Origin of the sequence: Agrobacterium sp. RAC06 (assembly GCF_001713475.1) — a bacterium.
Classification (GTDB): domain Bacteria; phylum Pseudomonadota; class Alphaproteobacteria; order Rhizobiales; family Rhizobiaceae; genus Allorhizobium.
Window position 1 is genome coordinate 94,268 of the sequence record NZ_CP016500.1, and the last position, 13,331, is coordinate 107,598.

Consider the following 13,331-nt stretch of genomic DNA (forward strand, 5'->3'; position numbering starts at 1 on the left):
TGATGTTTATTTCGACATCAAAAGTGATGCGTTGTAAATTCCTTCTCACCCGTATCTGGGCACGATACCTAGAACTTCAGGTGCTATCCTCCGATCCGAAGCCGCATCGATTAAGGTTGGCTTGGTAACTGCAAAACTAGCCTTCAAGCTGGGTAACTCTCTCAGACATCTGGGAGGCTGTTAGGATTTGGGTCCAAATGCCCAGAGGCAGGGTCCACACCGATCGGTTGCCGTTATCAATCCCGCAAGATCTCACCCTATGCGCCTTACCATTCAAGCCCGATACTGACGGCGGCCCTGCATTCGACGAGCCCAGCATTTGACGAGCCAAACAATCTACTAGCCGGTACCTCAACCCATCTCGCCAAGCGAGGATCACGCGGCATCGTGAACGTAAGCAACCCGCAGGCCGATGGAGCCCGATGTCAGCAAACCGTCCAGGCCGCTATCTTACGCAAACATCTTCCTCCTACATGTTTCAAATCAGGCTTCCGTCTACGCTTGACCCGGGGCGGCCGCTCATCCGGATTAGTCTTCGAACACGCAGGCTTGCAGAGGCGCGTTGGCTGACTGATACCTTGGCCGTCAGAGCGCGACTGCTCTTCAATGCGGCGATCTCACAAGCCTTACGCACTGCTAAGAGCCCTCTGGCGACGCCTGGAGCAGAGGCATCGCTGGTAGGCATTGAAGCCAGTATGCGCATCGCGGCTGCCATCAAAAATCGCCTGAAGGATGATCTGGCGCTCATCGCGTCCGGCCAACCGCTTCCTGCGCGCGACACAGGTGAAAAGCCTCTTCCGTTGCTGCAGCCTGATCTTGAGGAAAGGATCAAACTTGCAGCCCAGCTGGCGGTTGACGCGTTCTTGATGGAAGCGGCTGAGCGCGTCAGGCAAAGGGCCGCGCAGGAGCTGGCAGCGGATTCTCCGCATACTGTGGGGAAGAAGGTTGCCCAGTGCGTTCCTGTGACCTCAGCCTCGCCAGACAAAACGGTCATGCAGCAAGTCGTGCGGAAAAGATTTCCTTTAACCAAACGGCAGGGGCCTGTTTCGTCACCAAACAAGCCTGACGCGATCAATGACACGGTTCCGGCCTATCTGCAGGACCGGAGGGCAGTCTTACGCAAGAGGTCGAAGCTGCCAAGGTTCAGCATTATCGCTGCCGACTATCTGAAACTTCGCGCCATGGTCACGCCTGGCAATATGAAGGACGTCCAAAGTGCAAGTTCGAGAATTTCGGTCTTTCTGGACCTGATCGGCGACCATCCGGTCGACCGCTACGAGGCCGCCGATCTGCAGGCCTTTATTCTCCTGATGGCCGACTGGCCAGCCAGAGCGAGCCTTAGAAAGCGAGGCTCGGCCAGGGAGGTGATTGACGAGGCAAGGCGGCTTGGTCATCAGCCTTTGGCTGAAAAATCAGTCAAGGACGGCTATGTGGCAGCCGTCCGAGCAGCAATGCGATCGGGGATGACGTCCCATTCGTATCGGGATCCTTTCCATGATGTGTCCGTACGCTATCCATCAAGTCTCGCGCCATCGCGACAGACCGTATCACTCAATGCAAAACAGCTGACGACCCTGTTCCGCATCGGCACTGACTCGGGCCACTTGGATGCAGCCATGCTGCCGCTATTAGCGCATCTGACAGGGAGGCGGCTTTCGGCTCTGATCTATCTCAGAGGGATCGATATCGTTGAAAAATTCGACAATGTCTGGGTCGTGCAACCGACGAGCATCGTTGAAATCGAGGGGCGGGCGCGTCGGGTTCCCTTGAAGACCAAAGCGAGCTTAAGCTTTTTCGTGCTGCACGAGTTCTTCCATCGTATCGGTTTCATTGACTGGGCCTTGAGCCGCAGCCATCAGTTTCTGTTCCCGGACTGATGCGCCTTGCCGATCCTTCCAAGAGCGCCTCTCAATATATGCAGCGCCTGTTCAAGAAGGCGGGGATTGCGCCCGGCTGCGGCGAGGTCTTTCATTCTCTGCGTGCTCAATACATCGATGATTTGCGTGATCATCAGGTTAGTCTGCGAGCAGGCAGGATCCAGGTTGGCCATTCGGTCGGGGCTGACGTCAACGCACATTACGGCTTGAAGTCACTTAACGAGGCATCAGCGGTGGCTCTTGCCCGTCTGCAGATGAGATCCGATGTGGACTACTCGGTGTTCGAGGCGCTCGATTTCAGGCGGATGGTCCGGAACCGTCGTAGCAAAGGGGTGCGTGGCTATTTGCAGGGGGCCGGGGAGCAAGGTGACTAGGATTCTGATCAGTTCAGTTTCGGTGTAAACCAGATCACCGCAACTGCTCCATCTCCCCGATTCATCAAAGCCCGGAGGCAAAACCGTTGACGCACTTCTGCTGGACGTGCGCACGTGGTGCGGTACCCATTGTCCCTAATGATGGCCAGCTTGTTAGTGTCCGGCACCAAGCCGTCGAAAGATGGTCTTAAATCGTCATGACCATGCTCTCATTGTCGAAACTGTCGGCTCAGTGAGCCTGGACGATGCCCCGCCTTGGGGGCCAGTCCCTCCAGCCAGTCCGTTGGTGGGGTAAACATCTGACAGCCATGCCTGTCTGGCACCCGGTCAGGACAACAATAGACCGCATACGAGCCTTCAGCCCTTGAGCGACCTTAACGCTTGCCTGTCGGACGCGTGTCACCTCACGCTGGTCCGCTGCAGGTTACGAGAGCCGATTGACCTCACGCGCCTTTGGTACAAGTCCGACGCTCAGACCGAGCAGGCGGGCAATTCTGTCGAGCGTTTCAAGCGTTGGGTTTGCCGTACCGGCCTCCATTTCAGCCACCTGACGTCTGGTGAGTGATAGCATGTTGGCGAATTCTTCCTGGGTCATGCCGATACCCTTGCGGATTTCGACAACTGCACCGGGCAGTCTGAGATCGCCGGTTCGAGCGCGCTCAGCCAGTGCCCGGCGATTTTCAAGTATTGCTTCCTTCGAAGGCTTCTTCCACCGGGCCATAACCTAATCCTTCACCATGACTGACAAGCGTCCAGGACGCTGCTTGCGATGGCTGTACAGCGTCCCATTGCATGATCGAGTATCTCAGGTGCAGCGCGCATGTTCTTCGCCATCCTTGGGGCCTGCTGCAGACGTTCGGCAAACTCTGATAGCGCGCGTGCGAGTGCTTCTTGCTCTTCTCGATCCGATACGAGTCCGAGACAAATGCGCTTCCAATCCGGAAAATGATCAAGGCCGAGATCTCGCATCATCGCCCATCGCGTGGAACGGACGATCCCCTCCTTGGCGAGCCGCATGGGCGCGAAATCAAAAAGGGGCGAAAGGCGGATTGTACCATCCTCAAGCTTGCTGAGAGCGGAATTGCGGCCATGATTGTCGGGATTGCCGAGCGCCAGGTTGGCGATATCGCGCTTCAGGTATTCGACAATATCCACGAAGGGATTGGCAGAATATCGGCTGAGAACATCGATATAGGCCTCATGCGTGCCGACATGGCCGAAATCGGCAACGCCGATCGCTGACACAAGACTTTCCTGGCCCAGACGAATGGTTCCGCCACCTTCCGGCTTCTTCCGGTCGAAACGGGGAATGATCAGGACGCCCTCAGCATAGGTCGACGGTTCGCTGACATGAAGGCCGATGTCTTGCGCGATCCGCGAATAGAGGGCTTCGCCTTCGAGGATCAGGCGGTCTACAGGCTCGTTGCTGCGGAGCAGCTTGACGATGACATGGCGCACGGCCTCGTCATCGGCCACGAAGCTGTCGGGATAAAAGAGGCCGTCATTCGCCTGGGTCATCGCGACCTTCGGCCACTCGCCTTGCAGGCCGCTCGAGCCTGAAGCGAGTATTCCAAAACGATCAGCGACTTCCATGAAGCGATCAGACCGCGAAAGAATGTCCGCTTCTGTCACCCCTTGCCGTTCGACACCCCGCAACCGCTCCGCTTCGGCGTCCGACGCTTCCTTGATCCTGATATTGCCTATGCCGCCTGTTGCCGATCGCAAAAGCAAGGGCAAATCGGAAGCGCGAGAGCTTTCAGCCAGGCCGAGGTATTCGGCAAGTTGTCGCCTTGCATGCCCCTGGGGCATAAGATCCAATAGGAAAGGTGGCCAGTTGCGACTGTATCGATTTTCGAGATCGACGGGATAACCGACTGACAAGGCGCGATGGTCCCGGACCTGTTTCCCGGCTGAGAATTCCGCCGACGCTGCCGCGATGAAATAGTCGAGATCATAATCGACAATCGACGCGCCCTTGAAGCCGGCCGTGTCGTCCTTGAGCTCTAGCGTAGCGGCGTAGTGCCACTCGCCATCAAAATGAGTTTGGAGCGTGAGTTGCATCAATTGACCCTTTAGATGGTATTATTAATGCGAGAATGTAGATTTTTCAACCCATCAGACTGGGTCAGATAATGTTATACGGCCCTATTAGGTCTCAGCCCGTCGCCGAAGATCGGCGAACCGCACGCGTATTCCATCGCCTAGAAAGAGCGCTGATAAATGACCTGGTCTTGCCCTCCCGTTCGTTGCCAAGTTCTTGAGGAATGGAAGGTCGAGCAGCAACACTCTTTGGCTCACCATCTAGTCAAGTCCGTCTGCATTTTCGGTTGGGCGTATATGGGGGGGCATTCCGGTCGCCCCCTGGGCGGCCGTCCATTTCCACGTCCAGAGTGCCCACCTGAAGGCCGTAAAGTCGCAACGAGGCCGGCATCAGAGGATAGCCTCCTCGTCCGCTATGCTGGCTGGCTCGGTTGCGCTCGCTTCCAACCTGATTCCCAGGACCTATATCATCTTCAGCACCATATAGATGGGCGGGTTGACCCTGCCACGCTCGAAGTCCGAAAGCCGCTTTTGCGAGTAGCCGACCAAGCCTGCCGCGCGAGACTGGGTCAGCCGACGCTTTTTCCGTCCTTCTTCAGCAGTTCACGCAGGTCATCGACAGTCAGGACGAGCATTTTATAACCGATCCATTATAGAGTTCTGTTGGATGCTGCATTATTACCGAATGGTAACAAGACGAGCTACTCTTGGCTTGATAACTGTTTGGTTAAGTGGGTTCGCGTCCGCGGACTCTGTCCTCAAGCAAGATGGTTCTCATCATCTATTGCCGCAAGGCGCGATGTGGTGCGTCTTCGCCCCGTGCCAAAAATGAGATTGGGATCGCTCCTAAATGCACCATATTCCAACCTTCGCGCGAGCAGTACGCCTTTGCCGCTTCGCCCTGAAGCTAGGCAAAAAACCCGTGTTCTAGCGTCGCGGTTCACCTTCATCTGGTCGGGCCTGGTGATGCCTGCGCGTTCTGCAGCACCCGTTGGGTAAGCCGCTAAAGTGTAATTGTCCTGGCGGGCAGAGATCCGCTCGAATTTTCAGCCCTATATCAAACGATTGCCGACGGTTGTAAGCTTATGACCTGGTTAACCATCTCGGATGGCGGTCATAATCGAAAGGCAAGTGTCGAGCCCAGGCACGCCCCTATTGCTGAATTGCCCGCCAGAGGCTGCGCGCTCTCGCCTCACCGTGGCTCACGGGCCCATACGGATTAAGTGCGCTGAGCAACTTCCCCTTGAACATCGATCAGGCGTGGATACCAGTATCGACGGCGTCGATGTAATCGCGCACATCGTCGGCTCGCCCATCTTTGACAAGCTGCATCGCTGTAAACCCGAAGAACCCGGGAAGAGGTTGGGAACGGTACCAGGCATAGGCCATCAGCGCAGAGCCGAAACGCGGCTCCACCTTGTTGATGGTTTCCACCAATTCGCGCAAACGAGCTTGCGCCTTGTCTGAACGAACCCGATCCTTGCCTTGAACCTCGTCCTTGCTAAGGCCCGCTGTTCGGCAGATGTCCTCACTGGTCGTCCGCAAGGTCTCCGCAATCCTGGCCGGAGAAAAGAACTCGTCGTCGGCGTATTGGGCAAGGCTCACAGTGACTGTCTCCACTCTGTTCGCTGACAAATCTGACGCAATGTCGCGTCAGATTTATCGGGTTTCAGGAACAGTATGCTTGTGTCATGCCGTCAAAGAATGGGCCACTCGTTCTGAGAAAGTGGCATCGTTCTTCTGCCATTTCTCCAAAGCCAGTGACACGGGTGAGGAGCGAGCAACAAATTGGCGGCTCCGCAGGCCCTAGTTTCATGACTCTGGGTGAGAACCAGTGGGGGTGGGTCTTGGCCTTTGCGGGGCAATGCCGAAGACGTGAGATGGGCTGCAAGGAAAGCTTTGTGCCAAACATTATAAATTAATCTTTGCGAGCAATCTTCTCCCCTAATATCAAGGGGATAAGGCCTTCATCGGTCGTCAGCCGATCCGCCTCTTCTGCAATGCCTGAAATTTTTGCCGAGTAGTTTTGATGGACGCCAAAGACCTGCTTTTCTACTTGCCTTTGACCGTCTTTATGGGCCTTTCGGTGTTTTTTCTGCTCTTGTGGCGCTTGGGCCTCGCATCGTCCTGGCATTGGTCGGTGGGATGTTTGCAAACCGCGCTCGGTTTTGCCCTTTCCACTTTTCCGGTGGAACCGCGATTTGATCAGCTGGCTTCGGGGATCTTGTTCATTGGTGCCGCCTATTGTTACGGCAGCGCCTTGATGATCCATTTCGGCGTGGACCGCGCAGCTCTGTTAAGGCGCGGCCTGGCGCTCTCCTTCCTTGTCCCTCACATCTATTTGGTCTTCTTCGATCCCAATCTCCGGCTTGTCCTTTTCGTGATCGAGATGGTCTTTTCGAGCCTCTTGGCAATCGCGGTCTTCAAGGTGATCGGCCGCAGCAAAAATACAGCCGATCGTTTTCTGATCTTTGCCAGCTTTCTGGTAACGCTCGATAGCCTGGTTCGTGGCGTCGTCTTCACCTTCATCTATCCCACCGGTGAAGCGATGAGCGAATTCGTCGAGTCCGCCTATAACCTTTCGGTCCATGTGACGACGCTGACGATCTGTCTGCTCTTCCCCTTCTCTGCGATCACGGCACTTGCCTTGAAGTCGGTGGACAAGCATAGGCTTGCAGCAGCCCGCGATCCCATGACCAGCCTGTTGAACAGACGTGGATTTGAGACGGCCGTCGAGCAAATGGCAAAAAGCGGCAAATCCGCAGGCGCCGTCATCGTTGCCGACATTGATCACTTCAAGGCCATCAATGACAGCCAAGGCCATGATGTCGGCGATCAGGTGATCATCGACATGGCAAGAAGGCTCAAGCAGATGGCCGGCGAAAACACAGTGCTGGCTCGTTTCGGCGGAGAGGAATTCGTTATCCTTTTGCCCGGTGCCTCAGAAGCGGACGCGAAACACTGGGCAGAGATGATGCGCAAAAGTCTGAAGGACACTTCGATCACCAGGCTTCATGCGCAGTCGTTTACCGCGAGTTTCGGGGTCAGCGAAGTCGCAGACCTGAAACATGATGTCCTCACTGCGATCGGCCGCGCCGATGAAGCGCTTTATCTTGCCAAGCGCATTGGTCGGGATCGTGTAGAATGTGCATCGACCGTCAGGGAACGCTCTGTTGATGGCCGGGCTCAGGTTACCGCATTTGCTTGATTGGCAATGTGCCGCCTGATCGAGAGCTCGGGTTTGAGCGCGACAGCCGGGTTCAAGATTAAATATCATCCCAGACGTTTTTCGCGATCCCCTCGCGTCCGGCGCCGCCTGACTGTCTGGCAGGAGGCCTGAAGGCAGGCTTGCTCACATCTTGCGTGCTCGCTTCAGATATTTGAGGGGTCACTATGTCGACCAGGCAGCGCTTGTTTCGGGGCTCTGCGAAACAAGGTCGAGCGGGCAGGCCTCGTAGGTGCTGGCAATAGGACAAATTGCGTTTTTCAGGTGAGTTGAAAGGCTCAGTTACTTATCCTATCGCAAGGCTTGAACAAGCCAGAGCTGGTGATCGTCACGCCGGCCAGAGTGCAGGCGACGGCAGGTCACTGTTCGAGATTGGACCTTGCAGAGATCTGCAGCAACCTTCGTCGAGTCAGCGTTCTGTTGCCGAATGCGATTGTCTGCAATGGTCGCTTTAGAGACGCGCTTTGGCCGCGAAACGGCAGAGGCATATGAGGCGCAGACGTACGCCACCCCTGCAGGTTGAGGGGACGCGCACTTTGCCCTGATTTGGCCAGTCGCGCGCGTCGCCATTGGGCTCAATGATATCAGCGCAGAACGGTGACGTTTTCCGCCTTGGACTTGCCGGTCTTGCGATCCTGGCCAACATCGTAGTTCACCTTCTGGCCATCCTGCAGCGGGCTGCCCGTGCTGATCGCAGAAATGTGGACAAAGACGTCAGGGCCGCCCGCGTCGGGGGTGATGAAGCCGAAGCCCTTGTCCTGGGCGAAGAATTTGACGATGCCGGTTGCCATAATGGTGCTCTCCTAGATGCATTCTTGCACAATTCGCATAGCGGTTGAGGCCGGAGACGGCAAGTCGCCAGAGACGTGCTGCAGCTTTTTGGGGGCATCGACGCCGGATGCGCGTCTGGGTTCGGTTGCTTTACGAAAGGCCCGGTCAGGTCATTTGAGAGGCAGTTGCGCGTTCGGTCTGAATTCAAGCGCTTGGTGCACCCAAAAAGTCCTGACGTGGCATCGCCTTCCGATCGGTCCGCATAGGCAATACCGGCCACCACCGCCCTGAAGAAAGACTGGCTACGCTCCGGGGACTTGCTTGACAAGTTTGAGCCTGTCTCGAACATCAAGGCTCATGAAGTTTACTGCATAAGGCATTGTCGTGGCGACGGAATCAGAAGACCTCCTGCTTATCGGCCAGAAACTGAAGGCGACCCGCAAGGAGCTTGGCTATTCGCAAAAACGGGTGGCAGAAGAGGCTGGAATTTCGCGCCTGCGTTATCAGGACATCGAAGCCGGTCGCAGTTCTGCCCGAACCACAACCCTGATCAACATCGGACGTGCAATGGGCCTCGAACTGATGTTTGTGCCCCAGGTCTGGGTGCCGGCCGTCACTGCGCTGTTGAGGCCGGATAACTTTGTCGATGATACGCCGGGCCTCGTCTTCACCCAGCTTGATGATGATGAGGAGGAGGAGGCTTGATTAAGCCGTTGTTGGCCAGTGATCGAGCCCGATGCTCATTGACGCTTACTGAGGCCAGGAAACATCGCTTCACGGGCGATCCCTCTGGTCGAGACGCATGATCGCCCTGGTCGCCCTTTTGGGCGTCAATTCCACATGCCGCGCATCTTGGCGGCAACGTCAATCCTGATCTGGCTGGCACTTCGTCCCGTGGTGGTCGCTGCCACCTTCGGCCAACTTGTCTGCTCGAAAAACTGCAAGAGCATGGCCGGGATGAACCGGCTGCGGGATGCATAGACATGCCGGTCGCCGCGGCTGTTCTGTCCATGGGTGTAAAAGCGCTGCGGCACAATCAGGCTGAGACTGTCTCGAGCCCTGGTCATGCCGACATAAAGCAACCGGCGCTCTTCCTCGAGCTCATCCGTCGTTCCCGCTCCAAGGTCAGAGGGCATGCAGCCGTCAACGACATTGAGCATGAAGATGACACGCCATTCCTGGCCCTTGGCGGAATGAATCGTCGAGAGGATCAGATAGTCTTCGTCAAGCAGGGGGACGCCCGCCTGATCGCTTGTTGCATCCGGCGGATCGAGTGTCAGTTCAGTCAAGAAGCGTTCGCGGCTTGGATAGCCGGATGCGATCTGCTCGAGCTGCACGAGATCAGCCTTACGGGTCTCGGGATCCTCGTGGATCCGTTCGAGATGCGGCTCATACCAGAGCCTTGCCTGTTCGATGTCGCCGGGCCAGCCATGTTCATCTCTGCGAAGGCCGCAAAGCAAGGTGACGAAGGGCGCCCAGTCATCGCCGGTCTTCGGCGGCGGCGGGATCTCGCCAAGCGATGCTAGGGGCTCAGGATCGGCGGCAATCGTGTCGAGGATTGTGGCAGCCCTTTGCGGCCCGATACCAGGCAGTATCTGCAGCACCCGAAAACCGGCGACGCGATCACGCGGGTTCTGGGCAAAGCGGATGATGGCCAGGAGATCCTTGACATGGGCGCTGTCGAGGAATTTGAGACCGCCGAACTTGACGAAGGGGATATTGCGCCTGGTCAGTTCGACCTCGAGCGCACCGCTATGGCTCGATGTCCTGAAGAGAACCGCCTGTTGCTTGAGCGCAATGCCGATCTCCCGGTTTGCCAGGACTTCTTCGACGATAAAACCAGCCTGGTCGTTCTCGTCCTTGACTGTCACCAGACGGGGCTTTTGTTCGGATTGCCTGTCGGTCCAGAGGTTCTTGGTATAGCGCTCGCGCGCCAAGCCAATCACGCCATTGGCTGCAGCCAGGATCGGCTCAGTCGAGCGGTAATTGCGGTCAAGCGTAATCACGTCGGCCGGCTTCGGTGAAAACTCATTCGGGAAGTCGAGGATGTTTCGGATGGTCGCAGCCCGGAACGAATAGATCGACTGGGCATCATCGCCGACAACGGTCAGGCCCCGCCCACCCGGTTTGAGCGACATCAGGATCTGGGCCTGCAGCCGGTTGGTGTCCTGATATTCGTCGACAAGCACATGGTCGAAGCGGTTGCCGATATCGTCGGCCAGCTCTGGATGCGAGACCATCTGTGCCCAGTAGAGAAGGAGGTCGTCATAGTCGAGGACGCCTTGTGCCTGTTTGGCCGCGACATAACCGGCAAACAGCGCCTTCAACTCCTCTTCCCAGTTGATCGCCCATGGATAGGCGGACTTGAGCACCTCTGCGATCGAGCTTTCGGCATTGACGACGCGCGAATAGATCGCAAGGCAGGTTCCTTTGGTGGGAAAGCGGGTCTCGGTCTTCGACAAGCCCAGCTCGTGGCGCACCAGGTTCATCAGGTCGGCGCTGTCTTCGCGGTCATGGATCGTGAAATCGACGGTAAGCCCAATCTGTTCGGCATAGAGCCTCAGCAATCTTGCCCCGATCCCATGGAAGGTGCCCGACCATAAAAGACCGTCAGCAAGTGCCTTGTCGCCGAGCACCTGTCGGCAGATGCGATCGACGCGGCGCGCCATTTCGGAGGCTGCGCGACGTGAGAAGGTCATCAGCAGGATCCGGCGTGGATCGGCGCCATTGAGGATCAGATGGGCGACACGATGCGCAAGCGTGTTTGTCTTGCCGGAACCGGCACCTGCGATGATGAGAAGAGGACCTGCTGCTGACGGGTCGCCCGGGCCGGTGCCGTGTAAGACCGCGTCCCGCTGTCGTTCGTTGAGGCTTTCCAGATGGGCGGTCATGCTGTCTCGTCTGATGTTTGAAGCAGGTGTGCGATGCTCATTCTGTGGCCGCTGGTGCAGGATTGCATGCTGCATGAACAAAGATAGAACATATCAGGTTTGGGTGGCTGTTCAAGCGGCGTGTACGGATGTGAGGAGGGCCCCGCTGGCTTTGAGCGCAAGCGGCGCGTCGATGGCAGTGGAGGTCATCCCAGCGCAAGCGGGAGCTGGATGTCCTGTGACCGGCTCAGGCGGCGTGGCTGCGAGCAGCTTTACGGGACGCGGACTGATGAGTTGGTCGCCGGTAGTGTTTCACTTAGCCGGGGTCGCTTGAATGGCACGATCGCCGCGGGATGGCTTATTGGTCGACCCCTGCCGACGGGACGCCAAGCCAGGTTCGTTGTCAGCCGTACAGATTGCGAATTTATTGTTGCGCTGAGTCAATTTAAGGGGTGCTTTGGCCTCCCTCAAGGGCCTCCCCAACTGTCGCCTCTGCAGAAAAACCGGTTAGCCTTTCGGTTTCCGTCCAACCTTGAGTGGCCGGGCTGCTTGCTCATCCGCTGAGGGTATAAGAAAAAACACTGAGATATCCACTTCTAAGGCCGAAGCGAGCCTGTCGAGCAGATCGATAGAAACATTGTGTCTCGAGCGCTCAAGGTCGCTAATGACGCTCCGGTCGACTACAGCGTCGACAGCCAAACTTTCCTGCGTCAGGCCCTTGGCTATCCGCAAGTGTCTCAGATTCCACGCTATGCGAGCACGAGTGTCCATGAAGCATGGCCACCATCTTGCATTGTATTAATCCATCGGATATAACCGACATAATGCGTTTTCTAATGCCCTCTGTCGTTTAGTGCTCGTCAGTGCGGCTGGAGGCATAGATGGAACTCCGCCAACTCTCCTATTTTGTCGCTGTCGCCGAGGAGCTCCACTTCGGTCGTGCCGCCATGCGGGTGAACATCGCCCAGCCGGCACTGAGCACACAGGTCCAGGCGTTGGAGAAGGGGCTTGGAGTCCAGTTGCTGACACGCTCAACCCGCAAGGTGGAACTGACGCGGGCAGGGGAGGTGTTCTACGATCGCTGTGTCAGGATGCTGGGAGAACTGGATCTGTCTGCGGAGATGGCCCGGGCTGCAGGAGGCAGAACCATGCGGGAGATCAGGATCGGCACGATCTATCCGGCAACGACTGGCGTACTCCCGGCATTCCTTGCCCGGATCGGCCGGAAGTTTCCCGACATCCGTCTGCATGTCTCGAATGGTTCGACATCAGAAATCATCCGGCAGCTGGAATGCGGCAAGCTGAACCTCGGCTTTATTCGACCGGTCGAGAACATCGGCTCGCTGCGCTTCTTCTCGATTGCCCATGAGCGGTACCTGCTGGCCGTGCCAATGGGAAACCCACTTGCCGCGAAACACGAGGTGACGATCGAGGATCTGAGGGCCGAGAAGATCATCGCCTTCAAACGACAGAACCTGTCCTTCACCGAGCGCTATTTTGCAGAGACCTTCGAGGAGCATGGGCTGAATGACAATGTCGCCTATACCTGTGACGACACCTTCTCGCTGATCTCGCTTGTCTCCTCAGGTCTTGGCGTCGGCTTTGCGCCAGAATGGACGGCAGATTTGCCGGGCAGGGACGTGGTGCTGAAGAAGGTGACGGGGATCGATCTGAAGATCGGGCTTGGTGTCGCTTGGAGCAAGGATGATCCGACGGCCGCCCGTGATGACATCATCGACATTGCCCGGACGCTCGGGCGGCCGGGCAGGTGAGGGCAGCGGTGGGTGAGACTTTGCCGACGACGCTCACTGCCCCTTCACACGGAACGCCATGGCCGGGTGAAGGCGGTCCCGCCTGACCCTGAAGGGTCGCTATGCTCAGGCTCCTGCGGCTTCCATTTTTCCGGCCCTGACGTGACGAGAATTCCCGGCGTCCCGGGCTTTGGCCCGTCGCTATGCTGACGCCTCCGATGTTCTTCATTGTCTGACCCGGATCTCGCGCAAGCGCGGCTTTGATCCGGGTCCGCGTCGCGACAGTAGGTTGAAGAGAGGCGGAGAGATTGCTGGCTTTCTTGCGACTTCTGCAGGGGTGTGCGCTTTTCCTAAAGCGAAATAGAAAAACGGTCATATTCGCGCTTGCATGGGGGGGGAGTTGCCGCTAAGAGACAGCCCGC

Annotated in this window: 13 protein-coding genes and 1 pseudogene; 6 read left to right on the plus strand and 8 right to left on the minus strand. The window is 57.2% G+C overall.

The window, feature by feature from the left end:
• Positions 1-473: 473 nt before the first annotated feature.
• The 3 genes and pseudogenes from BSY240_RS24630 to BSY240_RS22455 all read left to right on the plus strand — a co-directional run.
• Positions 474-554, plus strand: a pseudogene (locus BSY240_RS24630) (hypothetical protein); the annotation flags it as partial.
• 141 nt (positions 555-695) lie between these two features.
• Positions 696-1,877 (plus strand): hypothetical protein, encoded by a 1,182-nt coding sequence (locus BSY240_RS22450; RefSeq protein WP_069044159.1) that lies wholly within the window; start codon positions 696-698, stop codon positions 1,875-1,877.
• A gap of 38 nt (positions 1,878-1,915) precedes the next feature.
• The gene (locus BSY240_RS22455; RefSeq protein WP_171901627.1) at positions 1,916-2,251 is read left to right on the plus strand and encodes a hypothetical protein; all 336 of its coding nucleotides are present in this window, start codon (positions 1,916-1,918) and stop codon (positions 2,249-2,251) included.
• 424 nt (positions 2,252-2,675) lie between these two features.
• On the opposite strand, the gene BSY240_RS22460 is transcribed toward BSY240_RS22455, so the two are convergent.
• From BSY240_RS22460 to BSY240_RS24245, 5 genes are all read right to left on the minus strand, one after another.
• Positions 2,676-2,972 (minus strand): helix-turn-helix transcriptional regulator, encoded by a 297-nt coding sequence (locus BSY240_RS22460; protein ID WP_069044161.1) that lies wholly within the window; start codon positions 2,970-2,972, stop codon positions 2,676-2,678.
• A gap of 11 nt (positions 2,973-2,983) precedes the next feature.
• Entirely contained in the window at positions 2,984-4,312 is a 1,329-nt protein-coding gene (locus BSY240_RS22465) for a type II toxin-antitoxin system HipA family toxin (protein ID WP_069044162.1), read from the minus strand.
• A gap of 441 nt (positions 4,313-4,753) precedes the next feature.
• Positions 4,754-4,840, minus strand: a complete 87-nt coding sequence (locus tag BSY240_RS24635; RefSeq protein WP_442856022.1) for a hypothetical protein — start codon at positions 4,838-4,840, stop codon at positions 4,754-4,756.
• A gap of 705 nt (positions 4,841-5,545) precedes the next feature.
• Positions 5,546-5,896, minus strand: coding sequence for an antitoxin Xre/MbcA/ParS toxin-binding domain-containing protein (locus tag BSY240_RS22470; protein WP_069044163.1), 351 nt, complete (start codon positions 5,894-5,896; stop codon positions 5,546-5,548).
• Between the two features lie 313 nt (positions 5,897-6,209).
• A complete protein-coding gene (locus BSY240_RS24245) occupies positions 6,210-6,563 on the minus strand; it encodes a hypothetical protein (protein WP_171901628.1) in 354 nt (117 codons plus the stop codon).
• Between BSY240_RS24245 and BSY240_RS22475 the strand changes: the two genes are divergently transcribed.
• Positions 6,555-7,499, plus strand: a complete 945-nt coding sequence (locus tag BSY240_RS22475; RefSeq protein ID WP_171901629.1) for a GGDEF domain-containing protein — start codon at positions 6,555-6,557, stop codon at positions 7,497-7,499. The genes BSY240_RS24245 and BSY240_RS22475 overlap by 9 nt on opposite strands.
• Before the next feature lie 602 nt (positions 7,500-8,101).
• Here the strand turns inward: BSY240_RS22475 and BSY240_RS22480 are convergent.
• Complete coding sequence (locus BSY240_RS22480) at positions 8,102-8,308, minus strand: cold-shock protein (protein WP_069044165.1); 207 nt, start codon at positions 8,306-8,308, stop codon at positions 8,102-8,104.
• A 364-nt stretch (positions 8,309-8,672) separates the two neighbouring features.
• On the opposite strand from BSY240_RS22480, the gene BSY240_RS22485 reads away from it, so the two are divergent.
• Entirely contained in the window at positions 8,673-8,993 is a 321-nt protein-coding gene (locus BSY240_RS22485) for a helix-turn-helix domain-containing protein (protein ID WP_069044166.1), read from the plus strand.
• A 125-nt stretch (positions 8,994-9,118) separates the two neighbouring features.
• Here BSY240_RS22485 and BSY240_RS22490 read toward each other — a convergent pair whose 3' ends face one another.
• Together BSY240_RS22490 and BSY240_RS22495 are read right to left on the minus strand one after the other, a co-directional pair.
• A complete protein-coding gene (locus tag BSY240_RS22490) occupies positions 9,119-11,179 on the minus strand; it encodes an ATP-dependent helicase (RefSeq protein WP_069044167.1) in 2,061 nt (686 codons plus the stop codon).
• A 486-nt stretch (positions 11,180-11,665) separates the two neighbouring features.
• Entirely contained in the window at positions 11,666-11,929 is a 264-nt protein-coding gene (locus tag BSY240_RS22495) for a helix-turn-helix domain-containing protein (RefSeq protein ID WP_069044168.1), read from the minus strand.
• A 110-nt stretch (positions 11,930-12,039) separates the two neighbouring features.
• On the opposite strand from BSY240_RS22495, the gene BSY240_RS22500 reads away from it, so the two are divergent.
• The gene (locus BSY240_RS22500; RefSeq protein WP_069044169.1) at positions 12,040-12,930 is read left to right on the plus strand and encodes a LysR family transcriptional regulator; all 891 of its coding nucleotides are present in this window, start codon (positions 12,040-12,042) and stop codon (positions 12,928-12,930) included.
• Positions 12,931-13,331 lie beyond the last annotated feature (401 nt).

Excerpts from the sequence above, each read along its gene's own strand:
- BSY240_RS22450 (WP_069044159.1), top strand. The coding sequence starts at position 696 with ATGCGCATCGCGGCTGCCATCAAAAATCGCCTGAAGGATGATCTGGCG.
- BSY240_RS22455 (WP_171901627.1), top strand. The coding sequence starts at position 1,916 with ATGCAGCGCCTGTTCAAGAAGGCGGGGATTGCGCCCGGCTGCGGCGAG.
- BSY240_RS22460 (WP_069044161.1), bottom strand. The coding sequence starts at position 2,972 with ATGGCCCGGTGGAAGAAGCCTTCGAAGGAAGCAATACTTGAAAATCGC.
- BSY240_RS22465 (WP_069044162.1), bottom strand. The coding sequence starts at position 4,312 with ATGCAACTCACGCTCCAAACTCATTTTGATGGCGAGTGGCACTACGCC.
- BSY240_RS22475 (WP_171901629.1), top strand. The coding sequence starts at position 6,555 with ATGATCCATTTCGGCGTGGACCGCGCAGCTCTGTTAAGGCGCGGCCTG.
- BSY240_RS24245 (WP_171901628.1), bottom strand. The coding sequence starts at position 6,563 with ATGGATCATCAAGGCGCTGCCGTAACAATAGGCGGCACCAATGAACAA.
- BSY240_RS22480 (WP_069044165.1), bottom strand. The coding sequence starts at position 8,308 with ATGGCAACCGGCATCGTCAAATTCTTCGCCCAGGACAAGGGCTTCGGC.
- BSY240_RS22490 (WP_069044167.1), bottom strand. The coding sequence starts at position 11,179 with ATGACCGCCCATCTGGAAAGCCTCAACGAACGACAGCGGGACGCGGTC.
- BSY240_RS22495 (WP_069044168.1), bottom strand. The coding sequence starts at position 11,929 with ATGGACACTCGTGCTCGCATAGCGTGGAATCTGAGACACTTGCGGATA.
- BSY240_RS22500 (WP_069044169.1), top strand. The coding sequence starts at position 12,040 with ATGGAACTCCGCCAACTCTCCTATTTTGTCGCTGTCGCCGAGGAGCTC.